Below are 22,358 nucleotides of genomic sequence, written 5' to 3'. Positions count from 1 at the left end.
CGGGGCTCGGCAGTCACGACCCCGAGCGAGCAGACGACCGGTCAGGCCTCGGTGACGCGACCGGCCTCGACGCGCCACTGCCGGTCGAGGCGGACGGTCTCGAGCATGCGGCGGTCGTGCGTGACGAGGAGCAGGGTGCCGTCGTACGAGTCGAGGGCCTGTTCGAGCTGCTCGATCGCGGCGAGGTCGAGGTGGTTCGTGGGCTCGTCGAGCACGAGCACGTTCACCCCGCGGGCCTGCAGGAGCGCGAGGCCGGCGCGCGTCCGCTCACCGGGGGAGAGCGCGTTCGCCGGACGGCCGACGTGGTCCGCCTTCAGCCCGAACTTCGCGAGCAGGGTCCGGACGTCGGCCGTCGTGTACTCGGGCACGATCGCCTCGAACGCGTCGGCCAGCGGCTGGTCACCCGTGAAGGCCGCGCGTGCCTGGTCGATCTCGCCGACCGCGACGCTGGACCCGAGCGACGCCGTGCCCGCCGTCGGCGCCTGCTTGCCGAGCAGCGCCCGGAGGAGCGTGGACTTGCCAGCACCGTTCGGACCCGTGATGCCGATGCGGTCGCCGCCGTCGACCTGCAGGGAGACCGGCCCGAGCGTGAAGTCGCCCTGGGTGAACGTCGCGTCGGACAGGGTCGCGACGACCGCCGAGGACCGGGGCGCGGTGCCGATCGTGAACTCGAGCTGCCACTCCTTGCGCGGCTCCTCGACCTCGTCCAGCCGGGCGATGCGGGACTCCATCTGCCGGACCTTCTGCGCCTGCTTCTCGCTCGACTCGGAGGCGGCACGGCGGCGGATCTTGTCGTTGTCGGGACTCTTCCGCATCGCGTTCCGGACGCCCTGGCTCGACCACTCGCGCTGGGTCCGGGCACGGGAGACGAGGTCGGCCTTGGTGGACGCGTACTCCTCGTAGGCGTCGCGCTTGTGCTGCCGGGCGATCTCTCGCTCCTCGAGGTAGGAGTCGTACCCGCCGCCGAAGAGCCGGTTGGTGGACTGCGCGAGGTCGAGCTCGAGGACGGCGGTCACCGAGCGCGCCAGGAACTCGCGGTCGTGGCTGACGAGCACGACACCGCCGCGGAGGCCCCGGACGAAGCCCTCCAGCCGGTCGAGGCCGTCCAGGTCGAGGTCGTTCGTCGGTTCGTCGAGCAGCACGATGTCGAACCGCGAGAGCAGCAGCGCGGCGAGTCCGACGCGGGCCGCCTGCCCGCCGGACAACGCGGTCATGAGCGACTCCGGCCCGACGCCGTCCTCGTCGGACCCGACGGCCAGGCCGAGGTCGGCGAGCACGACGGGGATGCGGTCGTCGAGGTCGGCCGCACCTGCCGCGAGCCAGCGGTCGAGCGCCGCCGAGTAGGCGTCCGCCGCGGCGTCACCGGCGTCGGGGTCGCCGAGCGCAGCGGCCGCGGCGTCCATCGTCGCGGTGGCCTCGGCGCACCCGGTCCGCCGGGCGATGTAGGCGGCGACGGTCTCACCCGCGAGGCGTTCGTGCTCCTGCGGCAGCCACCCGACGAACGCGTCCGTCGGTGCGAGCGACACGGTGCCGGCCAGCGGCTCGTCCACCCCGGCGAGGAGCCGGAGCAGGGTCGACTTGCCGGCGCCGTTCACCCCCACGACGCCGATGACGTCCCCCGGGGCGACGGTGAGGTCGAGGGAGTCGAAGAGCGTGCGTGCGGCGTACCCGCCGGAGAGTCCCTTGGCGACGAGCGTGGCGGTCATGCCCCAATCGTCCCATCCCCGCGACGGACCATCGACCGGAGCGGGGCCGGGTCAGCGGTGTCGGGTCAGTCGAGCGTGATCGTCCGGCCGAACCGACGGGTGACCGGCGGGGCGGCGACGACGGCGGCGAGGGCGTTCGCCGCACCCTCCGGCGTGCCGCGCCAGGCGACGTAGGCGTCGCGGGCCTCAGGCGTCGTCCAGCGCTCGACGACGACCACCCGTGACGGGTCGGTGTCGTCGACGAGGACCTCGAGCGACTCGTTGCCGGCGAACGCACCGGTCTGGGCGAGGGTCTCGCGGATCGCGGCCTCGGTGGTCTCGGTGGGGAGGTCGCTCCGGAGCTGGACCTCGAGCAGGACGGTCATCGACATGGTGCACCTTTCGTCGTCGTTGCCGGATGCAACCGCACCCGGCAGCGGGGTGTTCCGGACTCGCCGTCGACCGGTGCGGCGGGGTGGAACCGATCCGGTCGTCCCGGACACTGCAGGGTATGGACAGCGGGGACTGGGCGATGGCGCTCGAGGGTGACGGCGAGGCGTTCGGGCGGGTGTTCGACCGGCACCGCCACCGGGTGCAGCGACACTGCATGCGGCTCGTGCCGGTCGACACGGATGCGGCCGACTCGGTCGCGATCGTGTTCCTCGAGGCCTGGCGGAACCGGGCTCGGGTCCGGCTGGTCGACGGGTCACTCCTGCCGTGGCTGCTCGTCACGGCCACCAACGTCGCCCGCAACCAGACCCGCGCGGCCCGGCGGTACCGGGCCGCGCTCGACCGGTTGCCACCACCCGAACCCGTCCCCGACCACGCGGACCGGGACGATGACGGGGACGCCGTCCGGGCGCTCCGGCAGCTCGGGCACCGCGACCAGGAGATCATCACGCTGTCGGTCCTCGAGGGCTACAGCGAGCGGGAGATCGCCGCCGCACTCGGCATCGCGCCGGGAACGGTGAAGTCGCGCCTCTCCCGCGCACGGACCCGGCTCGCCGCGGCACTCACCGCGAGCGGGCCCACGACACAGCCGGCCGTCGAACGGAACGGAGCACGATCATGAGCACCTCCACGAACAGGGACACCGACGACCGCGACCGGGCACTGCGGGCATTGCTCGTCGACACGGTCGAGCACACACCTCGGCGGCGTCGACGGTGGCGGGCGGCGACGATCGCGGGAGCGGTGGTGTGCGTCCTCGGTGGCGCCGCCGCCGGTGGTGCGATCACCGCGGCGGCGAGTCCGGACCCGGCCGCCCTCGAGGCGCAGAGCCAGGCCGCGACGGTCGTCGGCGGGTCGGGCGCGACCTACCTACGGGTCGTCGGCAGCCCGGTCGGGCGGGTCGGGTCGTCGGACGAGACGATCTCGGTCGGACGCGCTCCCGCCCGTGCCGACACGTTCACCTGGGTCGCCACGTGTCGCACCGGGAGCGGCGAGATCACCGAGCGCGGGTCCGGGGTCGATGGGGGCAAAGCGTCGTGCGCCGCCGGGTCGCACGTCACGGGCTCGTACGCGGCGTCGGAGATCGCCGGGCACCGGATCCGGCTCAGCGTGGACGGGGACCTCGGGTGGACGCTGTCGTACGGCTGGCTGCGCACACCCCCGATTCCCGCGGCGAGCGCGGCGCAGGACCAGGCGACCGAGGACGGCGTCGTCACCCGGAGCGAGTACCTCGCGGCCTTCGACCGCCTGCAGGGGTGCATGACCGCCCGGGGGGAGTCGCTCGGCCGGATCCCGAGGTCGTCGTTGTTCGTGGCGCCGGTGGCCCACGACGCGTACGTGTTCGACTGGTGCAGCGCGTCGGAGTGGTCCGCGGTCGACACGCTCTGGCAGAACGAGCACCCCGCCCCGTCGTCGGACGACGACTCGTGGGGATGGCAGCCGTACGACCCCGCGTCCGATCCGCGCTACGCCGGCTGAGTCAGTCGAGCACGCGGAAGCGGACCGCGTCGCCCGGTCGGAGCTGGGCGGCGCGGTCCACCGACGCTGGCGTGAGCACCGCGACGACGGGGTACCCGCCGGTGACGGGGTGGTCGGCGAGGAACAGGACGGGGTGCCCCGCCGGCGGGACCTGCAGCGACCCGGTCTCGACGCCCTCGCTCGGCAGCTCGCGGGTCACGGCGCGGACGAGCGGCCGGGCAGCGGTGGTCCGCACGCCGACCCGGTCGCTGTCGGGGGTGACGTGGTGGACCTGGCCGGCCAGGACCGTCCGCCACTCCGGGGTGAACCAGTCGTCGCGGGGTCCGGCGGTCACGTCGAGCACGACCGCCTCGCCCGGTGGCGACCAGCGCGGCGGGGCGACGGCGTCGACGAGCGGCCAGGCATCCGCGGCGTCCCCGATCGGCAGGACGTCCCCGACCGTGACGGGAGGCGGACCGAGGCGCGCGAGGGAGTCCCACGAGCGGCTGCCGAGCACGGGTTCGACGGCGAGGCCTCCGCGGACCGCGAGGTACGTGCGGAGCCCCGCGGTTGCCGTCCCGACCCGGAGCACGTCACCCGGTGCGAGCGTGACGACCTCGAAGCAGGCCGCGCCGCGGACCCGGCCGTCCGCGGCCTCGACCGTCACCGGGCACGGTGCGCCGGTCAGGGACGCGACCACGTGCGCGTCCGAGCGGAGCGTGACGGAGCCGAGCAGCGCCTCCAGGACCGCCGCGTCGGGACGGTTGCCGACCAGCCGGTTGGCGAGTGCGGCTGCCCCGCGGTCGGCGGCACCCGCGGCGCCGAGGCCCGTGTCGCTGAACCCGGGCCGGCCGAGGTCCTGCGTCGACGTGCCGGGGCCGACCTGCAGGACGGTCAGGGTGCTCATGCGTGGCCGGCGTCGACGAACCGGATCCGGGTGCCGGCCGGTGCGAGCGCGGGCGGGTCGCGGTCGAGCGACCACATCGCCACGTCGGTGCGGCCGATGAGCTGCCAGCCGCCGGGCGACGCTCGCGGGTAGACGGCGCTGAACTCGCCGGCGAGGGCGACGCTTCCGGCGGGCACGGACGTGCGGGCGCTGGTGCGTCGGGGCAGGTCGAGCGACGGGGCAGTGCCGGTGAGGTAACTGAAGCCGGGTGCGAAGCCGCAGAACGCGCTCGTCCAGGTCTGGCCGGTGTGCCAGGCGACCAGCTGGGCGGCTGTGGTGCCGACCAGTGCGGCGACGGTGTCGAGGTCCTCGCCGTCGTAGACGACGGGGATCGTGGTCACCTCGCCGACGTCGGCTCGGGTGGGCACGACGGGCTCGACGGCCTGGAGGCGCGGTGCGAGTCGCGTGGGATCGGTGCGTTCCGGGTCGAAGCGGACGAGCAGCGTGCGGGCTCCGGACACGAGTTCGGTCACGCCCGGCACGGGTTCGGCCTCGAGTCCGGCGCGGAACGCGGTGACGTCGGCGAGCGTCCCGAAGGTCACGAGCACCGCGCGGGTACCCGCGCGACGTACGTCGAGGGCGGGGCCGGCGTGCTCGACCGGCGCGCTCACGGTGTGGGGGCGAACGGGGTGGTCGCGACCGCGTGCCGGTCGAGGAGCGCACGGATCGCCCGGGCCATCGCGACGGCGTCGGGGGAGTCGCCGTGCACGCACACCGAGTCCGCCCGGACCGGGACGACCGAGCCGTCCACCGCGGTCACGGTGCCGTCGGTGACCATCCGGAGGACCCGATCGGCGACCGCGGTCGGGTCGTGCACGACGGCGCCCGGTCGGCTGCGCGGGACGAGGGATCCGTCGGGTTCGTACGCCCGGTCGGCGAAGACCTCGGAGACGGCGCGGAGCCCGTGCGCGGTCGCTGCGCGGAGGAGCTCCGAGTCCGGCAGCGCGAGGACCGCGAGCGACGGGTCCACGTCGGCCGTGGCACGGACGACGACCTCGGCCTGGACCGGGTCGGCGCACGCGGTGTTGTACAGGGCGCCGTGGGGCTTCACGTACGTCACCGCGGTGCCGGCGACCCGGGCCGTGGCGAGCAGGGCGCCGAGTTGGTGGACGACGTCGGCGTAGAGCGCCTCGGGTGTGACCTCGACCGCGCGACGACCGAACCCGACGAGGTCGCGGTAGGCGACGTGCGCCCCGATCGCGACGCCCCGTTCGGCGGCGAGGCGGCAGGTGTCGAGCATGATCGCTGGGTCGCCGGCGTGGAACCCGCAGGCGACGTTCGCCGAGGAGACCACGTCGAGCATCGCCCGGTCGTCGCCCATCGTCCAGGCGCCGAAGCCCTCGCCGAGGTCGCTGTTGAGGTCGATGGTCGTCACGCTGTCAACCTACCGGCGGGGTCCGTCACGAACGGTGGACCACCACCGGGCAGGACGCGTGCTGTGCGCACTCCTGGGTGACCGAGCCGACGAGCAGCCCGCGGAACCCGCCGAGGCCACGACTGCCGAGCACGAGGAGTGCGGCGTCGCGGCTGGCGTCGAGCAGGACCTCGGCGGGGCGGCCCTCGACGAGGTCGGACGTGACGTCGACGTCGTCGTCGATGAGGTCCTCGGCGGCGTCGAGCGCGGGGGAGGCGGTCGAGAGGGCGTCCTGCTCGGGGGACCAGTGGTCGAACGGGGGTTCGTCGCGGTTGAGGGCCTCCGGCCACTGCCACGTCGTGATCGTCCGGACGGGGAGCCCGAGGCCGCGGGCCAGGGTGATCGCGAACCGCAGGGCGCGCCCGGACTCGGGGGAGCCGTCGACGCCCACCACGACGGCCCCGCCGGAACCGGACGCACCGCTGTCGTCCGTCCCGGTCGCCGCTCGCCCCCGGTCCACGAGCACGGGGCACGTCGCGTGCTGGATGCAGGCGGCGCTCACCGAGCCGAGCAGCAGCCCCCGGAACCCACCGCGTCCGCGGCTGCCGACGACGAGCAGCCCGGCGCCGGACGCGGCGTCGAGGAGCACCTCCGGCGTACCGCCCTCCGCCGAGCGGGTCGTGACCTCGACGGGGAGCGGGCCGTGTCGCTCGACGAGGTCGACGGCCTGCTGCCGGATCTCCTCGGCGTCGTGCAGGGGGGACCAGCTGTTCGCGACCGGCAGGGTGCTCCAGGTGATCGGCCACCGCCAGGACGTCACGACCTCGACCGCGCTGCCGAGTCGTGCGGCGAGGCCGAGGCTGCGCTCGAGCGCGGCGTCGGCCGGCTCCGATCCGTCGTACCCGACGACGATGCGTCCGATGGCTGCTGTGCTCATGTGCCCGTGCTCCCTGTGTTCCCGGTGATCCTCGTGTCGGGGGTCTTTCCCCACGTGGTGGCGATGACGAGCTGGACGATGCCGGAGACGATCAGGACGCCGCCGACCACCGCGACGACGAACACCGCGCCGAGTGCCGGCAGCGTGATGAGGACGAGTCCGCTCACGAAGCTCAGTGCGGCCGCGACGACCGTGAGCGCTCGGTGGCCGGTGTCCGGCGCGTAGAGCAGGGTGATGCCCTCGAGCAACCACGCGAACCCGATGGCGAAGGCCAGCCACCGAGCGCCGACGGGCGGGTGCACGATGGCGAAGACGCCCGCGACGACGACGAGCACGCCGACGACGACGAGCGCGACGCGTCGCCAGGCCGGCACCCCGCCCGGGACGGCGCGCACGAGGAGCGTGCCCCCGGCGACGACGAGGTAGATGCCGAACACCCAGACCACGGCGACGAGCGTCGCGTGCGGGAGTAGCAAGGCCGCGATCCCCGCTGCGAGCGCGACGGCGCCGAGGACCGCGACGGCCGTCCGCAACCGTCGATGCGGAGCACGGTTCCCTGACATGGCGTCCACAGCGTCCACCGACCTTCCCTGCAAGGTGCTTCCTGGCCTACACCCCTCGGTGGTGCGCCGGTCCGGGAACTGGCGACGGCGAACCGTCCCGGTACGGTCGAGGGCATGACCGACGACCACGACTGCGACTTCTGCGCCGCCCTCGCGGCCGATTCCTTCGAGGTCGTCGTCCGCGGCGACCTCGTCGTCGCGGTCCTCGACCGGCACCCGATCAACCCGGGGCACCTGCTCGTGCTGCCGCTCCGGCACGCGACCGACCTCGCCGCCCTCGACACCCGCGAGGTCACCGAGCTCGCCCTCGTCGCCCAGCGCGCCGACCGTGCACTGCGCGAGGTGCTCGGCGCGGCCGTCGAGGGGACGAACCTGGTGATGTCGAACGGCTCCGTGGCCGACCAGGGCGTCCCCCACGCACACCTGCACGTCATCCCGCGCGCCTCCGGCGACGGGTACGAGTTCCGCGAGGACACGAGCCGGTACCCGGTGGCGCCGCTCGACCCCGCCGACCGCGCTGCGATCGCGGCGCACATGCGCGACGGCTGAGTCGCGCGCGGCGGCCCCGTATCCTGCGACGGTGGAAACGACACAGCCGTCCGGCACGACCAAGCGTCGCGTGGAACTCGAGATCACCCGCCCGATGCTCACCTGGTTCGCCCGACCGACCGTGACGATCGACGGCGTCGGGCACCCGGCGCAGTGGGGGACCGGCACGTGGGCGGTCCCAGACGACGGCGGCACCCGCATCGGCGTCTACCTCTACAACCGCGTGTGGCGCTTCGGCGCAGCCATCAGGACGGTGACCGCGACCGACGTGTCGCTCGTGTACCGCGCCGGACCGCTGCCGGTCGGCGCCGGTCGGATGGCCCCGGCCTGAGCATGGCCGGCATCACCTACCCGAGGCCCCTGGTCGCCGGCGGGCGCGTCGAGGTCCCCGCGCCCTCGATGGGCGTCCCCGAGCACCTGCACAGCCGGCTGCAGGACGGCGCCGACGCCCTGACGGCACGCGGACTCAGCGTGCACGTGCGGCCGCACGCCACCACCCCGGGGCTCGTCCCGGGCAGCGTCGCCGAACGCGTCGCCGACCTGCACGACGCGTTCCGGAGCGCCGACGTCGTCCTCCCGCCGTGGGGTGGTGAGCTCGCGATCGAACTCGTCGGGTCGATCGACTGGCACTCCCTCGCCGCCTCGCGCGCCTGGTTCGCCGGCTGGTCGGACATCTCGACCCTGCTCCTCCCGCTCACCACGATGACGGGCCTCGCGACCCTGCACGGTGCGAACCTGATGGACGAGCCGTACGAGCTCCCCGCCGAGTTCGCCCGGTGGACCGAGGTCGCAGCGCTCCCAGCCGCCGGCACGGTCGAGCAGCGCAGCGCCCCGCGTCGTCGCAGCCGCCCGTGGGGCGCCTGGGCCGACGAGGTCCTCGACCGCGACGGCGCCTACGACACCCCGACCCGCTGGCGCGCCCTCGACGGCGCGTCCCAGGTCGCGATCCGCGGACGCCTCATCGGCGGGTGCCTCGAGACCGTGTCACTGCTCGCCGGCACCCCCTACGGCGACGTCCCCGGCTTCGCCCGGCGGGACGCGCCGGAGGGCACGATCGTGTACCTCGAGGTCGCGGAGTCGAACGCGGTCACCGCGCTGCGGATGCTCACGTCGCTGCGGCTCGCCGGCTGGTTCGACGACGCGAACGGCGTCCTCATCGGGCGCACCGAGGGAGCGGCGGTTCCCCAGCTGGACCAGGACGAGGCCGTCCGGCACGCACTCGGCGACCTCGGCATCCCCGTGGTGCTCGACTTCGACACCGGCCACCAGCCGCCGCAGATGCCGCTGGTGAACAGCGCGCTCGCCGAGGTCGTGCTCGACGGACCGGTCGGCAGCATCACCCAGCGGTTGGTCTGACGGACGGGAGGCGCGGTGCGGGCCCGACCCGCGCCTCCCGTCCGACGGTGCGCACGTCCTCACCGAGGGCGCGGCTCGAGCGTCACCCACTCCTCGTCGCGGACGTAGCCGAGGGCGGCGTTCGCCGCCGTGATCGCGGTGTTCTCCGCGGAACCGCCGGTGCGGAACCGGGTCGTGCCCGCGGCCGCCAACGCGAGCACTGACGCAGCCTTGACCGCCTGTCCGAGCCCGCGGCCGCGCAGGCCGGGGTGCACGACCGTGAAGTGGGTCTCCGTGTGGGCACCGTCCGTGTCGACGAACGTCATCGCGACGAGTTCGCCGGCCGGCGTGACCGTGCCGAACGCGGGCCTCGACGTCGTCGGGGTCGCTGCCCCGCGGTCGAGCGGCTCGTGCTGGGTCGCGACGCCGCCGGGGTAGTCGTGGGCCGTCAGCGCGTCGAGCCGCAGGACCGCGTCGACGTCGTCGGGACCGAGCGGCCGCGTCGTCCCGATGTCGGCGGTGCGGTCCACGAGCGACTGCAGCCGCTGCCGGTCGATCCGGTCGGCGTCGAGCTGGGCGCCGAACGACCGGGCGGTGACGCTCCAGCCCTGCGCTTCGAGTTCCGCGACCTCGGGCGCGTCCGCTGGCAACACTCTCGTTTCCCCCACGGCTCCGATCCTCGCACGGCCGCTCCGGTAGCGTGCTGCGGGTGGAGTCGCTGAACCTGCCCGTCGTCTCGTGCAGCCTCGATCCCGCGAGCGTCAGCCGCCGTCTTGCCGACCGTGCCGCGGAACGCCTCCGGAGCGCGGGACACCGGGGCGGTGTCATCGACCTCGTCGATGCAGGGCTCGGAGCGTTCGACAACGACCGGGTGTTCGGCACACGCGCGTTCGAGGAGCTGCACCGGGCGATCAGCGGTGCGGACGGCGTCGTCCTCGCGTTCCCGATCTACAACTGGGCGCCCTCGTCGACGGTGAAGGCGCTCGTGGAAGCCACCGGCGCGACGGGCAACGGACGCCGCGCGGCCTGGTTCGACAAGGTCGTCACCTTCGTCTGCGCAGCGGGTCTTCCGCACAGCACGATGGCGACCGGGGCACTCGCGCAGTCCCTGATGCTCGACTTCAAGTGCGTCGTCAACCCGTACACCGCGTACTTCTCGGAGCGCGACTGGGAGGGCGAGCAGCTGCGCCCGGGCCGGTCCGAGCGGATGGACAAGACCATGGACGTGCACGTCGAGCTCGCGCACCTGTTGCAGGGCCGGACGTACTCGTCGGACTGGGAGATCTGACGGCGCCGATTGCCCGTCGCCGGCCTCTGTGTGATGGCCTGGTGCAGCCGACTCGTTCATGGGAGCTTGTGACGATGCATCACGACGACGTGACCCTGACCTGGCGCTCGACGATCGGCGACGACGAGCTCGCAGACCTCACCGCGGCGCACGGAGGGACGCCCGAGGCGGGGTGGTGGGATCGGGTCCGTCCGCACTCCCTCGGCTGGGTCGCAGCCCGGGACACGCACGGGGTCCTGGTCGGGTTCGTTAACGTCGCGTGGGACGGTGCGGACCACGCGTTCCTCATCGACAGGAAGACGCATCCGTCTCGTCAGCACCAGGGCCTCGGGATCGCGGTCGTCCGCTCCGCGGTGGACGCGGTCCGCGCTGCCGGCTGCGAGTGGTTGTTCGTCGACTACGGCGAGGACCTGGTGCCGTTCTACGAGGGGGCCTGCGGCTTCCTCTCGACGCGCGCTGGACTCGTGCACCTGCGCTGATCCCGCGTCTCGGTCGTCGGTCGTCGGTCGCGGTCGTCGAGAAGAACCAGTTGCTCGCGTCGCGCTCAGGACCGCGTCTCACCCGGCATACTCGTCTCGTGGAGTTCTCGTGAAGTTCTCGTGGTGGACGTGGTGGGGCTTCATGATCATCATGCTGGCGGGGCTCGGGTTGATGGGGCGTGCTGCAGTCATCGCGATCCGCCGAGACGGGATCGGCCGGGCGAGGGCGGAGCGTGGGACCAGTGCTCCGTGGTTCTGGTCCGGGATCGGCGTGCTGATCGTCGCGGGCCTCCTGCTGATCCCGTGGGTCATCGCACTCGACAGCTGACTGCTCGGACGACCGACCTGGCGCGGTGGAAGCTCCTCCGAAGAGGCGCGAGCCGGGCCGGGTCCGTAGGCCTCACTTCGCTGCGGGCGATGTCGGAGGTCACCAACAGCGAGGCCGCCGACCCGCGCGCCAGCGGACGGGGCAGCGATTGGTCGCCGACAGGCGTGGACGGCCTCGACCGAAGATCCCGCTGTGGTTGACCTTCGGTAGCCGTTCGGCAGCCGGACGCCTCCACGCGGTACGTTGCGGTCGTGCAGGTCGTCGAAGGCGTTTGTGTTTGGTGGAGTGACGACGACGGCTGGGGCGCCCTCCGTTCGGAAGCGCTCGAGTCTGACGTCTTCGTGCACTTCTCCGTCCTGGATGGTCCCGGCTTCCTCTCGCTGCGGCCCGGCCAGGCCGTGCGGTTCGAGGTGGAGCCCTACCCTGCCGGACAGGACGGGTACTTCTTCCGAGCGCACAGCGTCACGGGCATCTGATCACTGACCGATGGTCGAACGGACGGCCGTGCGCGAACCGAGCGGCCCCCGTTCACGGTGCTGTGCGGACGGTCGAGCGCCGCTAGTGTTCGGGGACATCGACGTGAGGGAGGGCGCGCATGGCGAGCACGGATGTCGTGACGGGCACGATCGACCCACGGTGGGCGAGAGTCCGTCCACTGGTGTTCCGGACGATCATCGGTGCCGTCGTCGCTGCCGGCCTGGTCGGCATCGTCGCGGTGCTCCTCGGAGACTTCGGCCGGGTCGCCGTGCAACTCCTGCTGACCGTCGTCGTGGTCGTCGTGTTCGCGCTCCTGTCCTGGTACGACGCCGACGTGTCGTCGCGGCGGTCCGGGAGGTTCGCGTTCGCGAGCATCGTCGTCTCGCTGTACTTGCTCGTGACCGGCTTGGTCAAGGTCTGGATCGTGCCGGTCGACCCGCTCGGCGGGGACGGGATCTGGCTCGTCGGCGAACGGTTCATGCAGTGGATCGGCATCGTGTTCGTCGCACGCTTCGCGCTGCTGCACGTGCACCTGCTCCTCGTCATCCACCGGCGCTACCCGACCCCGCTGCTGCAGCTCGTCGCGAAGGCGACCGTCGGGGTGATCGCGCTCCTCGCCCTGCTGCTGTCGGTGCCTCTCCTCACTCCCGACCTCGACCTCGCCAGCGGGTTCTGGCGACTGGTGTGGGTCGTGGTCATCCTCGACCTGCTCGGAACCGTCGTCGTGCCGCTGAGCAACGCGCTGTTCCGACCGCGTGACCACGACCGAGGGGGCCAGGGTGGGTCCTCCGAGCCGTCCGCAGCCGTGTGGCTTCGACCGTCCTCGACGCCGGACGGTGCGGCCTCCACCACGCCACCGGTGGGGGAGCCCACGGCGGTGTCGGGTTCGGAGAAGCACGCTGCAGCCGTTCCGCCCGTCGGCGAGTGGACGAGCGTGCCCGGACCTGCCGTCCCTCCAGCGGCATCCGGGCGGCTCGTCGACCACGAGGTGCCTCCGGCTGAGGTAGCCCGGTCGGCCCGAGCGGACGGCGCTTCGACGACCCAGCAAACGGCGCTGACGGTCACGGGCAGCGACGGTCTGCTCTACGAACGTCGACCGGACGGCGCCCGCGCGCTCGCGTGGCCGCGCTACGTCGACGGGACGCCGCTGCCGGCGGCGCCGGACGGCTCCCCGGACTTCAGCGGCGTCGCTCGCCCCTGACCCGCCGGCTCGAAACCAGGCGACGAGGAACTCTGGGTCGAGCGCGAGCAGCCGACGAGTCAGACCTCTCCGAGCACCTTGCGCCAGACGGCCGTCAGCGTGGCGTACTCGTCGTCCGAGACGAGGTCGCGCACACCGGCCGCGAGGACCGCGGACCGGACTGCTTCCTCGGCCCCCGCACGATCCCGGAGGTGCGCCTCCGAGTGCCGCACCGCGCGTCCAGCCTCCTGCGCGGCCTCGATCTCCTCGACGCGTCCCGCTGCGCCAGCGGCCTCGAGCGCGTGCTGCCAAGCGGCCACGAGATCGGAGTTCGTGACCATCCGCCCGTCAGCGCCTCCCTGGATCGCGAGGGAGGCACTCGGTTCCGGCAGCAGGATCGCCTCGTCGGCTTTCCACGCGATGTCGAGCGACTCTGCCTCGTCGGCGGTGATCTGCCCGGCTCGGTCGATCATTGCCTGCAGTCCGGCATCGCTGATGTCGTTCGTCACGGTGTCCTCTCCGACCGACGCGCTCGCGCGGTCCGATCCATCCTGCTGGCCGTCCCCGTCTCGCGCTCAGCCGCCACCCAGAGGAGCGCGGACGGACGACCGGTCGGCCCGCAGCTGCGGTCTCCATCCGCATCACAATGGCAGGGTGGACACCAACATGGTCGACGACGCCTGGCTCATCGCGGTGATGCGGAGCGTCGGTGGAGCGCCCACACATCTCGAACCGCTCCCGGGAGGCACGGTCAACCACACGTTCCGCGTCGAACGCGCAGGAGGCAACCCCGTCGTCCTCCGGTACCCGGTCGATCCGCTCCGCGCCGATGAGTTCCCAATGGAGGCCTGGGCGGCGGACGCTGCCGCCCGAACGGGCATCGCCACGGCGGAACCCCTCGCTCACGGAGTGGAGGGCAGGGTTCCGTTCTCGCTGTCGACCTACGTCGTACCGGACGACCGCGCGGTCCTGCGGCCGTGGTCCTGGCTCGGCGTGTACGCCCGCACGGTCGGCAGGGTGCCCCTGCACGACGCCCCGCTGTCCCTCTACTCCCGGTTCGGGAAGGACCTCGACACCGCGTGGGCCGCGCACCTCGACTACAACCGCACTTCCCTCGGGCCGGATGACGTGCTCTTCACGGACGGCGCCTACGAGCAACCAGCAGTCGTCGATCGCATGTTCGCCCACCTCGCCAGTGGGATCTACGAACACGGCCTGGCACACGGCGACCTCGCGCCCCGCAACCTCATCTCCCGCGGCCCGGAGGCCCCACCCGTCCTGATCGACTGGGGAGGCGCTGAGACCGGACCAACTCCTTGGACCGACGCTCGGCGGGTCTTCGAGTGGTGCTTCATCGACGAGTCGGTCGATCGGCAGGACTACGACGACTTCGTGGAAGCCGCCGGCCTCGGCTCGGACCGGGCGCGGGATGAACTCGCGATGATGACCGCTCTGCACCTCGTCGACGTCACGCGCTGGGCGCTCGACAACCGTGCGGATCTGTACGCCGGGTACGTCCAGCGCTGCCGCGACGGCCTCGATGTGATCCAGCAGCTCATCCGGTAGCCGATCCGTCAGGGACCGGGCGCGAATTCCACTCGGTCGTGTCGCTCGGCGGCGTAGTGCCGGCCGGGGTACCTGAGCCCGCCGAAGTACATGTTCGTGTGGGCGACGATCTGCTCACCACTGATGCGGACACCGTTGTGCTCTGCGTCCGTCGTCGTGTGTGCATCGGACACCAGCGTCACGTCGAAGCCCCGCGCGGCCGCGGCCTGGGTCGTCGTCCGGATGCAGTAGTCGCTCTGCGCACCCGCGACGACGAGATGCCGCACGCCCAAGCGATCGAGGACCTCGTCGAGGTCCGTGTCCGAGAACGAGTCCCGGTACGCCTTCTTCACCAGTGGCTCGTTCGATCGCCGTTCCAGCGGCGCCGCCAGTTGCCAGTCTGCGGACCCCTCCGCGAAGTCGTCGTGATCCTGCACCCACACGACAGGCACATCGCTTGCTCGGGCACGATCAACGAGTCGGGCAGTCCGCGCGAGCACACCCTCCGCGTCGAAACAGTCCCTCATCACGCCCCGCTGCAGATCGATGACAAGAAGCGCACTCATGGTCGGCATGACCAGCATCCTGTCACCCATGTGCGATCCGGATGACTGGTCGGACAAGCGTCGGGCCCTGAGCAAGGTCTCGACATCTGATCGGCAACCGGTCGCCGCCACAGGCGCGTGGCTTCAGTACTCGAGCCGGGGCCACTCCTGCAATCGCGGGAAGCGCGGGCGCGGAGGCATCGACTCGTCGTCGTCCAAGATGCGGAGCTCGGTGATCACCGTGACCTGATCCACTCCGTACGAGCGGTAGGCGACTCCGTCACGTTCGTCGATGACAAGCGTCGTGCGTTGTGCGGGGTCGAGCTCGTGCTCGAACGTGAAGAGCAGCCAATGACCCCTGACGCGCTGGACGAGCACCGGGGCGTAGCTCGCGGGTGAGCCCCAGAGGAGGAGCAACTCAGGGGTGAGCAGGCGGACGGGAGAGGCAACCGTGCCGCTGCGAGCGAAGCTGACTTCCGAAGACCCGTCAACGGTGTGGAGGACGCCGTCCTGGTAGCGGTCGCGGTGCGCATACCCCTGCTGGTCGAACGTCCAGCTCTTGTTCCGCTCGTCGACGACGGTTTGAAACTGCGAGGGGCCTTTACGCCCGTCGCGTCGCGTGGTCACGCCTCGCGCCAGTCGACGTCCCGGGAGCCGGAGCGCAGCAACCTCAGCTCGGACGGTGGGGACGTCCGCCTCGGTCAGTACGGTATCGAGACGCACCCGACCAGTGTGGCCGATCCTCGTGGCTCTGACCACAGAGGGGCACGTAAGCCGATCCGCTACCGGCCACCTCCGGATAGCTTCACCAACACGACGACTCTTGGGCGATCAGGTCGACGCCTCCCGCTATGGACGTTGGTGCTCGTAGGGGTCGTTCTCCTGGGTGTCGCTGCGCTCCTGTTGTTCCGCGTCGACTCGATGATCGTGTTCCTGGCGATCTCTCCACTCACGATCAGTGGGCTGTACACGCTTGACTACGCTGGCGGCGAGTGGCGACAGCGAAGCGACGAACGGGACGTTCGATAGCCGATCGTTCAACGAGACGTCGGTGCCCCCGTTCCACGGGTCCATGACCGGTCCTCTCTGTCGGACCAGCGCTGCCGATGGCAAAGCGTTAGTTGCTCACAAGCTGTACAACGAGCGAGGTCGCCGCGAGAGCGAGGACGATCCCGAACACGACCCAGGTCCCCGGAGTGATGGGCTTCCGGGCTTTTCCCTCAACTCGATCACGAGCGGCATTGCCCCATCGAGTGGCGCGCACGACGATGAGCGCGAAACAAACCACCACCGCCAGGATCCCGAGAGCAACCGTCATCGGGCGACATTCGCGGTCGTTGCGACGCACGCGCGAGACAGTCGTGTTTGACGCTGAGTCATCGGAGACAATGCAAGCTTCGATCGGGGCACCGTTCCTACGCTACCGAGCAAGGCCGGGAGCAGTCGCGCACATCGCGCCCCGTTAGCCGATCCTCTCCCGCACGCGTGTTCGGTAGGCGGGGCGGGGCGTTCTGGTGATGAGTGTCACGCTGAGTTGCGCTACTCCGACCGGATTCGCATTCGAGGAACGCTGCGGTGTGGAGAAGCGAGAGCCCCAGCACCGATGGGTGTTGGGGCTCTCGTTGTCTCAACGGCGTGCTGACGTCTGCCGCTTGCGTCGAGCGATCAGGGCGTCCCCGGCGATGAGGGCGAGTGCCGAGGCGGCTCCGAGGATGGCGAGCAACCACCAACTGATGTCGGCGAGGAAACCGATCAAGCCGAGGATGATGATCGGGATCGGGATGAACTTCAGCAACATCGGTTGCACCTCAACTGCAGTTGTTCCGGGCGGTCTTCACGAAGGCCGTGCGTCGAAGTGCGTGTGTTCTCGTGTTCACGTTCGATTCCCTCATCGGTACGACGCGGCGCGCCGGTCGGAGCTTGACAGCTGCGCGAGATCCCGCGCATCCACCGAGAGGGGGAGCTGCTCCACCGGTCGGCCAGCCCGCGGTCCGCCTGGGCAGGTGGGCGTCTGACACTCGCCGTGACCAGCCACGGGCCTGCGAGCTCGGCTCGTCAGCCGATCGGCCACCGAGGCGGGCGACCGAGGGCTCGCTCGGGCCAGCCGTACCGCACGAGTCGGCGTCGCATCGCGGACCAGAACCTCCCCGAACCATCCGGTGACCAGTCGAACGCGACGGCGACGAGCGGGCGCGCAGCGACGAGATCCGACCCTTCCGGACGGCGACAGCGACGAGGGAGAACACTGGCCCCATGACGACCAAGATCACCCTCATCATCGACAACCCGGCCGACCCCGCGGCATTCGAGCAGGCGTACCCCGCACTCGAGGAAGCAGCCGGCGCCCTGCCGCAGCTCCGCCGCCTCGAGGCCGGCAAGGTCTGGCCGAAGGAGGACGGCACGCCCACCCCGGCGCACCGGACGCTCGACCTGTACTTCGACTCCTACGACGACGCCTCGGCAGCCGTCGCCGGCGAGGAAGCGGGCACGTTCTTCGGCCAGCTCGGCGCCACCGGAGCGACCTTCACCGGGCTCTTCTCCGACGTCGAGAAGGCGTGACCACCACCGTCCTCGTCGCCGGCGCGACCGGTGACCTCGGCGGACGCATCGTCCGGGCACTCCGCAGGCACGACACCCACGTCCGCGTCCTGACCCGCCCCGGGTCCACGGCGACGGCACCGACCGAGGACGACGACCACGTCGAGGTGGTCCGTGCCGACTACGACGACCACGCAGCGCTGACCTCGGCGCTCGCCGGGGCCGAGGTCGTGGTGTCCGCGGTGAGCGGCACGCGCTCGGTCATCGTCGACGCGCAGCGCGCCCTGCTCCGGGCAGCGGTGGACGCCGGCGTCGAACGGTTCATCCCGTCCGACTACGCCGCCGACTACCGGTCCATCACCCCGGGGACGAACCGGAACTTCGAGCTGCGCCGCGAGTTCGCCGCCGACCTCGACGCCGCACGCATCCGGGCCACGTCGGTGCTGAACGGCGCGTTCACCGACATGCTCACCGGGCAGGCGCCGCTCATCCTGTTCGACCGACAGCGGGTGCTCTACTGGTCCTCGGCCGACCAGGTGCTCGACTTCACCACGAAGGACGACGTCGCCCGCACCACCGCCCTCGTCGCGCTCGACCCGGGTGCACCGCGCTTCGTCGAGGTCGCGGGGGACCGGGTGACCTCGCGGAGCATCGCCGACACGATGTCCCGGCTCACCGGCACCCCCTTCCGACTGCAGTGGGCGGGGACCGCGTCGACGCTCTCGGCGATGGCCCGGGTGGGACGACGCCTGTCGAAGGCCGGCGACGACCAGCCGTTCCCGGCGTGGCAGGGCATGCAGTACTTCGTCAGCATGTTCAGCGGTGAGGCCACGCTGCGCCACGTCGACGACGAGCGGTACGGTGCAGAGGGGTGGACGACGGTGCGGGACGTGCTCGCAGAACACGTCCGAGCCTGAACCCACAACCGAGCCGGAGCCCTCGAACGGAAGCGCACCTGATGACCGACACCACCTGCCACATGTCGATCTCCCTCGACGGCTTCGTCGCCGGGCCCGACCAGCGCCTCGACCAACCCCTCGGACGCCGGGGCGGGGAACTCCACACCTGGCACATGCCCGGCGCCGACGTCGGCGAGGCGGACCGCACGGCAGCGGGCTGGCTCATGCGACCCCGCGGCGCGTACCTGATGGGTCAGAACATGTTCGGGCCGCCCAGCACCGAGCGGCCCGACGACTGGACGGGCTGGTGGGGCGACGAACCGCCGTACCACGCACCCGTCTTCGTGCTCTCGCACACGGCGCACGACCCGATCGAACTCGACGGCGGCACGACCTTCCACTTCGTCACCGACGGCTTCGACGCCGCCTACGCCCGCGCGATCGAGGCGGCCGGAGACGCCGGGGTCGACATCGCCGGCGGCGCCTCGACGGTCCGCCAGGCGCTCGCCGCCGGGGTCGTCGACGAACTCACGCTCGACGTCGCGCCGGTGCTGCTCGGCTCCGGGGAGCGGATCTTCGAGGACGGCGCCGAGTCGTTCGACTTCGAGCCCGTCGAGGTCCTGCACTCGCCGCTGACGACCCACATCCGGTACCGCCGCCGCGCCTGACCATCGGCGCAGAACACGGCCACGAGCACGAACAGACGTACGAGCACGCGCCGAGACCGTCAGGACCCGTCCGGCACCGTCACGATCCGGTTCTGGTACGCCCACACCACGGCCTGCAGCCGCGACCGCACCCCGAGCTTCGGCAGCATCCGGGCGAGGTGCGACTTCACCGTGGAGACCTCGACGACGAGCGCGGCGGCGATCTCCTCGTTCGACATCCCCTGGGCGAGCAGCAGGAGCACGTCCCGCTCGCGACCCGTGAGGACCTCGTCCGCCCGGTCGCCCGACACCGGCTGCAGGCTCCGCCGCGCGACGAACTCGCGCAGCACACGACGGGTGAGCGCCTGGTCGATGGTGCCGTTCCCGGCGGCGACCTGCCGCACGGCCCCGACGATCGCGTCGGGCTCGGCGTCCTTCAGGAGGAAGCCCGACGCACCCGCCTCGAGCGCACCGAACACGAGGTCGTCGAGGTCGAACGTGGTGAGCACGAGCACCGGGACCGCGGGGTCGGCCCCGGGCGCGCAGAGTTCGCGCGTGACCTCGATGCCGTTCCGCACCGGCATCCGGATGTCGAGGCACGCGACGTCGGGCCGGGTGCTCCGGGCGAGTGCGAGGGCTTCGCCGCCGTCGGCGGCGACCCCGACGACCTCGATGTCCGGTTCGGCGGACAGCAGGGCGGAGACACCGGCGCGGACCAGCGGCTGGTCGTCCGCCACCAGCACGCGGATCACCCGGCCACCTCCGGCGCGTGGGCCGACGTGTCGGCGTCGGGTCGCGCCTCCCGAGCCGTCACCAGCTCGACCGTCCAGCCACCGTCACCGGTGGGTCCGACCTGGAGGCGCGCCCCGACCAGTTCTGCCCGCTCGCGCATGCCGCGTAGTCCGTTCCCACCCGACGGCGAGCTGCCGACGGATGGTGCGGTGGGCACCCCGTTCTCGACGCGGACCGTCAGGTGGTCGGGATCGCGGTCGTCGACGGTCACCCGGCACGGTGCGCCGGCGGCGTGGAGCGCGACGTTGGCGAGGGCCTCCTGCACGGTGCGGTAGGCGACGAGCTGGGTGAGCGGACCGATGCCGTCCGCCAGCGGGTGGTCGCCCGGCTGCACGGTGAGCTCGACCGCGCTGCGCGTGCGGGCGGCCTCGACGAGGTCGACGATGCCGGCGACGGTCTCGACCACGGTCTCGGCGGGGGTGTCGTCGCGGAGGAGTCCGACGAGGCGGCGGAGGTCCTCGAGGACGGCCGTGCTCTGCTCGCGAACCTGCCGGACACCCTCGTGCGCGCCGTCCGGGTCGGTGTCGATCTGCCGGTCGACGACGGCCGACATCAGGGCGATCCCGGACAGGTGGTGGGCCGCGATGTCGTGCAGCTCGCGGGCCATCGCGGCGCGTTCGCGGGAGACGGCCGCCTCGACGCGGGCGTCCTGCTCCCGGGCGAGGGCGGCTGCCTCGGCGGTCCGGGCGTCGGCTGCCGCGGTGCGGGCGTCGGCTGCTGCGGTGCGGGCGTCCGACTCGGCCCGGCGTGCGGCACGGAGCTCGCGGCGGGACCGGACGATGAGCGTCACCACGAGGGGGAGTCCGACTGCACCGACGGCCTGCAGCACGCCCTGCCCGGCCGACGCGCCGAGCCCGGACACGACGCCGCTCCGCATCGCGCCGGAGCCGTGGGCCCACGTGATCCCCGTGCCGACCGCCACGAGGACCGCCGATCCCGCGACGGCCGGCCAGAGGCGGGGGAGCGGGACCCGGAGCGTGGCGAGCACGACGGCCACGACGACGGGCAGCGCGGTGAGGCCGAACGCGGCGCTCGTCGACACGAGGGCCAGGAGGATCGGCAGCGCACCGACGGCGAGGAGCACGGAGCGGGGTGCCCGGCGGGCGCCGAGCAGCAGGGCCGACTGGGCGACCAGGGTGATCGCGAGGAGGGTCCACGCGGTCCCGCCGACATCGGGGAACCCGGGGCCTGCTCCCATCGTGTCCGTGGTGTCCGGGTCCATGGCGTCGAGTGGCGGCAGGCCGAGCAGGAGTCCGAGCGTGACCACGGCGGTGCCGGTGGCGACGAGCAGGTCGGTCCAGCGGCGTCGTCGGGTGGGCACGCCGCGTGCGTCGCGTCGGTCGGGCGCGTCAGCGGGTGCCATCGTTCGATCCTACGAGTCGGGGCGTGCCGCCGGTGCGGCCGCTGCCGCCGCGTCCGCCGCCGGTGTAGCCGAGCCGCCCCCGTGTCACCACGAGCAGGACGAGGGCCGCGACGGTCGACACGATCGCGAGGCCGTGCATCATCGTGCCGGCGGTCATCCCCGGGTACATGTCGGCCCACAGTGTCGAGATGGTGTTGTTGACGCCGACGTGCAGGAGGAGGGCGACCGGCAGGCTCTCGCCGGTGCGGTTGAACACCCACGTCATCACGACGTTGAAGGTGATGGTGAACACGGCGAACACGACCGGCTCCGTCCAGTGCGCGTCCGGCCACCCGCCCCAGTCGCTGAGGTAGAGCGGCATGTGCCAGAGCGCCCACAGCGGGCCGAGGACGGCGGCTGCGCCCAGCGGGCCGAACCGCTCCTGCAGTCGCGGCAGGGCGAAGTCGCGCCAGCCGGGCTCCTCGGACAGCCCGGTGGAGAAGAGCTGCACCACGAGGCCGGGAACGAGGGCGAGCAGCGCGAGCGCACTCGGCGCCTGCACCTGGCCGCCGGCGAAGGGCAGCCCGGTGGCGACGATGATCGCGGGCACGCCGACGAGGGCGAGGGCGTACCAGTACCAGGCGACCCGCCAGCGCCAGAGCCGACCGACCCAGCGGCGGAGTCCGGGGCGGCCGTCGGCGATCGCCGTCACGAGGAAGGCACCGCCGAGGGGGCCGAGCAACGCTCCCGGCAGGACGCCGGTGAACTGCGCCGTGCCGAGGAACTCGGGGAAGTGGAGGTCCCAGACGCCGAGGCCGTGCGGCGACAGGATGTAGGGGATCCACGCCAGCCAGCTGAGGCCGAGGGCGAGGGTGGCGAAGGAGGCGAGCGGGTGCCGCGTGATGACCCCGCGGACCCCTGTCCGTCGGGGGGTGCCGGTGCCGGCGGTGTGCCGGTCTTCGGTGGTGATCGTCATGGCATCGACGCTACGAACGGGGCGTCCGACGGACGACCGGCGAAG

Annotated in this window: 29 protein-coding genes; 14 read left to right on the top strand and 15 right to left on the bottom strand. The window is 72.1% G+C overall.

Annotated features, from left to right (window positions below; genetic code table 11):
* Positions 1 to 41: 41 nt before the first annotated feature.
* The gene (locus ACEN8D_RS04310; protein WP_413461760.1) at positions 42 to 1,706 is read right to left on the bottom strand and encodes an ABC-F family ATP-binding cassette domain-containing protein; all 1,665 of its coding nucleotides are present in this window, start codon (positions 1,704 to 1,706) and stop codon (positions 42 to 44) included.
* 65 nt (positions 1,707 to 1,771) lie between these two features.
* A complete protein-coding gene (locus ACEN8D_RS04305) occupies positions 1,772 to 2,077 on the bottom strand; it encodes a putative quinol monooxygenase (RefSeq protein WP_413400336.1) in 306 nt (101 codons plus the stop codon).
* A 119-nt stretch (positions 2,078 to 2,196) separates the two neighbouring features.
* On the opposite strand from ACEN8D_RS04305, the gene ACEN8D_RS04300 reads away from it, so the two are divergent.
* Positions 2,197 to 2,757, top strand: a complete 561-nt coding sequence (locus ACEN8D_RS04300; RefSeq protein WP_071302559.1) for an RNA polymerase sigma factor — start codon at positions 2,197 to 2,199, stop codon at positions 2,755 to 2,757.
* Entirely contained in the window at positions 2,754 to 3,614 is an 861-nt protein-coding gene (locus tag ACEN8D_RS04295; protein ID WP_495601168.1) for a hypothetical protein, read from the top strand. The genes ACEN8D_RS04300 and ACEN8D_RS04295 overlap by 4 nt, the downstream gene beginning before the upstream one ends.
* 1 nt (position 3,615) lies before the next feature.
* Here ACEN8D_RS04295 and ACEN8D_RS04290 read toward each other — a convergent pair whose 3' ends face one another.
* The 5 genes from ACEN8D_RS04290 to ACEN8D_RS04270 are packed head-to-tail and all read right to left on the bottom strand — an operon-like array spanning position 3,616 to position 7,393.
* A complete protein-coding gene (locus tag ACEN8D_RS04290; RefSeq protein ID WP_495601167.1) occupies positions 3,616 to 4,500 on the bottom strand; it encodes a 5-oxoprolinase subunit C family protein in 885 nt (294 codons plus the stop codon).
* Positions 4,497 to 5,150, bottom strand: coding sequence for a 5-oxoprolinase subunit B family protein (locus tag ACEN8D_RS04285; protein ID WP_413400038.1), 654 nt, complete (start codon positions 5,148 to 5,150; stop codon positions 4,497 to 4,499). The genes ACEN8D_RS04290 and ACEN8D_RS04285 overlap by 4 nt, the downstream gene beginning before the upstream one ends.
* Positions 5,147 to 5,914 carry a LamB/YcsF family protein gene (locus tag ACEN8D_RS04280; RefSeq protein ID WP_413400039.1) on the bottom strand — a complete coding sequence of 256 codons (768 nt, stop codon included), beginning with the start codon at positions 5,912 to 5,914 and terminating at the stop codon, positions 5,147 to 5,149. Before ACEN8D_RS04280 ends, ACEN8D_RS04285 begins: the two co-directional genes overlap by 4 nt.
* A gap of 25 nt (positions 5,915 to 5,939) precedes the next feature.
* Positions 5,940 to 6,830, bottom strand: coding sequence for a universal stress protein (locus ACEN8D_RS04275; RefSeq protein WP_413461440.1), 891 nt, complete (start codon positions 6,828 to 6,830; stop codon positions 5,940 to 5,942).
* Complete coding sequence (locus tag ACEN8D_RS04270; RefSeq protein ID WP_413398505.1) at positions 6,827 to 7,393, bottom strand: DUF308 domain-containing protein; 567 nt, start codon at positions 7,391 to 7,393, stop codon at positions 6,827 to 6,829. Before ACEN8D_RS04270 ends, ACEN8D_RS04275 begins: the two co-directional genes overlap by 4 nt.
* Positions 7,394 to 7,507: 114 nt before the next feature.
* On the opposite strand from ACEN8D_RS04270, the gene ACEN8D_RS04265 reads away from it, so the two are divergent.
* From ACEN8D_RS04265 to ACEN8D_RS04255, 3 genes are read left to right on the top strand one after another with little or no spacing between them, the layout of a single operon-like run.
* Complete coding sequence (locus tag ACEN8D_RS04265; protein WP_413398506.1) at positions 7,508 to 7,942, top strand: HIT family protein; 435 nt, start codon at positions 7,508 to 7,510, stop codon at positions 7,940 to 7,942.
* Between the two features lie 31 nt (positions 7,943 to 7,973).
* Positions 7,974 to 8,273: a hypothetical protein gene (locus ACEN8D_RS04260; protein ID WP_413398507.1), complete on the top strand. Its 300-nt coding sequence runs from the start codon at positions 7,974 to 7,976 to the stop codon at positions 8,271 to 8,273.
* Between the two features lie 2 nt (positions 8,274 to 8,275).
* Entirely contained in the window at positions 8,276 to 9,298 is a 1,023-nt protein-coding gene (locus ACEN8D_RS04255) for a S66 family peptidase (protein WP_413398508.1), read from the top strand.
* A gap of 59 nt (positions 9,299 to 9,357) precedes the next feature.
* On the opposite strand, the gene ACEN8D_RS04250 is transcribed toward ACEN8D_RS04255, so the two are convergent.
* Positions 9,358 to 9,945, bottom strand: a complete 588-nt coding sequence (locus ACEN8D_RS04250; protein ID WP_413398509.1) for an acetyltransferase — start codon at positions 9,943 to 9,945, stop codon at positions 9,358 to 9,360.
* Positions 9,946 to 9,986: 41 nt separating this feature from the next.
* Between ACEN8D_RS04250 and ACEN8D_RS04245 the strand changes: the two genes are divergently transcribed.
* The 5 genes from ACEN8D_RS04245 (at position 9,987) to ACEN8D_RS04225 (ending at position 13,050) form a co-directional block, all read left to right on the top strand.
* A complete protein-coding gene (locus tag ACEN8D_RS04245) occupies positions 9,987 to 10,565 on the top strand; it encodes an NADPH-dependent FMN reductase (RefSeq protein WP_309888750.1) in 579 nt (192 codons plus the stop codon).
* Positions 10,566 to 10,639: 74 nt separating this feature from the next.
* Positions 10,640 to 11,044: a GNAT family N-acetyltransferase gene (locus ACEN8D_RS04240; protein ID WP_413398510.1), complete on the top strand. Its 405-nt coding sequence runs from the start codon at positions 10,640 to 10,642 to the stop codon at positions 11,042 to 11,044.
* Between the two features lie 109 nt (positions 11,045 to 11,153).
* The gene (locus ACEN8D_RS04235; RefSeq protein WP_309888746.1) at positions 11,154 to 11,372 is read left to right on the top strand and encodes a hypothetical protein; all 219 of its coding nucleotides are present in this window, start codon (positions 11,154 to 11,156) and stop codon (positions 11,370 to 11,372) included.
* A 251-nt stretch (positions 11,373 to 11,623) separates the two neighbouring features.
* Positions 11,624 to 11,848 carry a cold-shock protein gene (locus ACEN8D_RS04230; RefSeq protein WP_309888744.1) on the top strand — a complete coding sequence of 75 codons (225 nt, stop codon included), beginning with the start codon at positions 11,624 to 11,626 and terminating at the stop codon, positions 11,846 to 11,848.
* A 119-nt stretch (positions 11,849 to 11,967) separates the two neighbouring features.
* Positions 11,968 to 13,050: a hypothetical protein gene (locus ACEN8D_RS04225; RefSeq protein ID WP_413398511.1), complete on the top strand. Its 1,083-nt coding sequence runs from the start codon at positions 11,968 to 11,970 to the stop codon at positions 13,048 to 13,050.
* Between the two features lie 59 nt (positions 13,051 to 13,109).
* Here ACEN8D_RS04225 and ACEN8D_RS04220 read toward each other — a convergent pair whose 3' ends face one another.
* Positions 13,110 to 13,538 carry a hypothetical protein gene (locus tag ACEN8D_RS04220; RefSeq protein ID WP_413398512.1) on the bottom strand — a complete coding sequence of 143 codons (429 nt, stop codon included), beginning with the start codon at positions 13,536 to 13,538 and terminating at the stop codon, positions 13,110 to 13,112.
* A gap of 145 nt (positions 13,539 to 13,683) precedes the next feature.
* Here ACEN8D_RS04220 and ACEN8D_RS04215 point away from each other — a divergent pair, with 145 nt between their 5' ends.
* Positions 13,684 to 14,595, top strand: a complete 912-nt coding sequence (locus ACEN8D_RS04215; protein ID WP_413398513.1) for a phosphotransferase — start codon at positions 13,684 to 13,686, stop codon at positions 14,593 to 14,595.
* Between the two features lie 8 nt (positions 14,596 to 14,603).
* Here the strand turns inward: ACEN8D_RS04215 and ACEN8D_RS04210 are convergent, their stop codons facing one another.
* The 3 genes from ACEN8D_RS04210 to ACEN8D_RS04200 form a co-directional block, all read right to left on the bottom strand.
* A complete protein-coding gene (locus ACEN8D_RS04210) occupies positions 14,604 to 15,149 on the bottom strand; it encodes a cysteine hydrolase family protein (RefSeq protein ID WP_413398514.1) in 546 nt (181 codons plus the stop codon).
* 114 nt (positions 15,150 to 15,263) lie between these two features.
* Complete coding sequence (locus ACEN8D_RS04205; RefSeq protein ID WP_139202001.1) at positions 15,264 to 15,842, bottom strand: hypothetical protein; 579 nt, start codon at positions 15,840 to 15,842, stop codon at positions 15,264 to 15,266.
* 904 nt (positions 15,843 to 16,746) lie between these two features.
* Positions 16,747 to 16,917, bottom strand: coding sequence for a hypothetical protein (locus ACEN8D_RS04200; protein ID WP_175475883.1), 171 nt, complete (start codon positions 16,915 to 16,917; stop codon positions 16,747 to 16,749).
* Positions 16,918 to 17,372: 455 nt separating this feature from the next.
* Between ACEN8D_RS04200 and ACEN8D_RS04195 the strand changes: the two genes are divergently transcribed.
* Genes ACEN8D_RS04195 through ACEN8D_RS04185 form a run of 3 tightly spaced genes read left to right on the top strand, consistent with a single transcriptional unit; the run spans position 17,373 to position 19,224 of the window.
* Positions 17,373 to 17,678 carry an EthD domain-containing protein gene (locus ACEN8D_RS04195; RefSeq protein WP_071296209.1) on the top strand — a complete coding sequence of 102 codons (306 nt, stop codon included), beginning with the start codon at positions 17,373 to 17,375 and terminating at the stop codon, positions 17,676 to 17,678.
* Positions 17,675 to 18,574, top strand: a complete 900-nt coding sequence (locus ACEN8D_RS04190) for an NmrA family NAD(P)-binding protein (protein ID WP_071296210.1) — start codon at positions 17,675 to 17,677, stop codon at positions 18,572 to 18,574. The genes ACEN8D_RS04195 and ACEN8D_RS04190 overlap by 4 nt, the downstream gene beginning before the upstream one ends.
* A 41-nt stretch (positions 18,575 to 18,615) precedes the next feature.
* A complete protein-coding gene (locus tag ACEN8D_RS04185) occupies positions 18,616 to 19,224 on the top strand; it encodes a dihydrofolate reductase family protein (protein ID WP_413398515.1) in 609 nt (202 codons plus the stop codon).
* A 59-nt stretch (positions 19,225 to 19,283) separates the two neighbouring features.
* Here the strand turns inward: ACEN8D_RS04185 and ACEN8D_RS04180 are convergent, their stop codons facing one another.
* From ACEN8D_RS04180 to ACEN8D_RS04170, 3 genes are read right to left on the bottom strand one after another with little or no spacing between them, the layout of a single operon-like run.
* Positions 19,284 to 19,955 (bottom strand): response regulator, encoded by a 672-nt coding sequence (locus tag ACEN8D_RS04180; protein WP_071296212.1) that lies wholly within the window; start codon positions 19,953 to 19,955, stop codon positions 19,284 to 19,286.
* Positions 19,952 to 21,358 carry a sensor histidine kinase gene (locus tag ACEN8D_RS04175; RefSeq protein WP_495601166.1) on the bottom strand — a complete coding sequence of 469 codons (1,407 nt, stop codon included), beginning with the start codon at positions 21,356 to 21,358 and terminating at the stop codon, positions 19,952 to 19,954. Before ACEN8D_RS04175 ends, ACEN8D_RS04180 begins: the two co-directional genes overlap by 4 nt.
* Entirely contained in the window at positions 21,345 to 22,313 is a 969-nt protein-coding gene (locus tag ACEN8D_RS04170; protein WP_413400222.1) for a CPBP family glutamic-type intramembrane protease, read from the bottom strand. Before ACEN8D_RS04170 ends, ACEN8D_RS04175 begins: the two co-directional genes overlap by 14 nt.
* Positions 22,314 to 22,358 lie beyond the last annotated feature (45 nt).

This window comes from Curtobacterium sp. Curtsp22 (genome assembly GCF_059492135.1).
The sequence above is the reverse complement of the archived record's forward strand: the minus strand, read 5'-3'. Positions and strand labels throughout refer to the sequence as shown.

Coding starts and splice junctions, on each gene's coding strand:
- ACEN8D_RS04310 (WP_413461760.1), bottom strand. CDS start 1,706: ATGACCGCCACGCTCGTCGCCAAGGGACTCTCCGGCGGGTACGCCGCA.
- ACEN8D_RS04305 (WP_413400336.1), bottom strand. CDS start 2,077: ATGTCGATGACCGTCCTGCTCGAGGTCCAGCTCCGGAGCGACCTCCCC.
- ACEN8D_RS04300 (WP_071302559.1), top strand. CDS start 2,197: ATGGACAGCGGGGACTGGGCGATGGCGCTCGAGGGTGACGGCGAGGCG.
- ACEN8D_RS04295 (WP_495601168.1), top strand. CDS start 2,754: ATGAGCACCTCCACGAACAGGGACACCGACGACCGCGACCGGGCACTG.
- ACEN8D_RS04290 (WP_495601167.1), bottom strand. CDS start 4,500: ATGAGCACCCTGACCGTCCTGCAGGTCGGCCCCGGCACGTCGACGCAG.
- ACEN8D_RS04275 (WP_413461440.1), bottom strand. CDS start 6,830: ATGAGCACAGCAGCCATCGGACGCATCGTCGTCGGGTACGACGGATCG.
- ACEN8D_RS04270 (WP_413398505.1), bottom strand. CDS start 7,393: ATGTCAGGGAACCGTGCTCCGCATCGACGGTTGCGGACGGCCGTCGCG.
- ACEN8D_RS04265 (WP_413398506.1), top strand. CDS start 7,508: ATGACCGACGACCACGACTGCGACTTCTGCGCCGCCCTCGCGGCCGAT.
- ACEN8D_RS04255 (WP_413398508.1), top strand. CDS start 8,276: ATGGCCGGCATCACCTACCCGAGGCCCCTGGTCGCCGGCGGGCGCGTC.
- ACEN8D_RS04240 (WP_413398510.1), top strand. CDS start 10,640: ATGCATCACGACGACGTGACCCTGACCTGGCGCTCGACGATCGGCGAC.
- ACEN8D_RS04225 (WP_413398511.1), top strand. CDS start 11,968: ATGGCGAGCACGGATGTCGTGACGGGCACGATCGACCCACGGTGGGCG.
- ACEN8D_RS04210 (WP_413398514.1), bottom strand. CDS start 15,149: ATGCCGACCATGAGTGCGCTTCTTGTCATCGATCTGCAGCGGGGCGTG.
- ACEN8D_RS04200 (WP_175475883.1), bottom strand. CDS start 16,917: ATGTTGCTGAAGTTCATCCCGATCCCGATCATCATCCTCGGCTTGATC.
- ACEN8D_RS04195 (WP_071296209.1), top strand. CDS start 17,373: ATGACGACCAAGATCACCCTCATCATCGACAACCCGGCCGACCCCGCG.
- ACEN8D_RS04185 (WP_413398515.1), top strand. CDS start 18,616: ATGACCGACACCACCTGCCACATGTCGATCTCCCTCGACGGCTTCGTC.
- ACEN8D_RS04175 (WP_495601166.1), bottom strand. CDS start 21,358: ATGGCACCCGCTGACGCGCCCGACCGACGCGACGCACGCGGCGTGCCC.
- ACEN8D_RS04170 (WP_413400222.1), bottom strand. CDS start 22,313: ATGACGATCACCACCGAAGACCGGCACACCGCCGGCACCGGCACCCCC.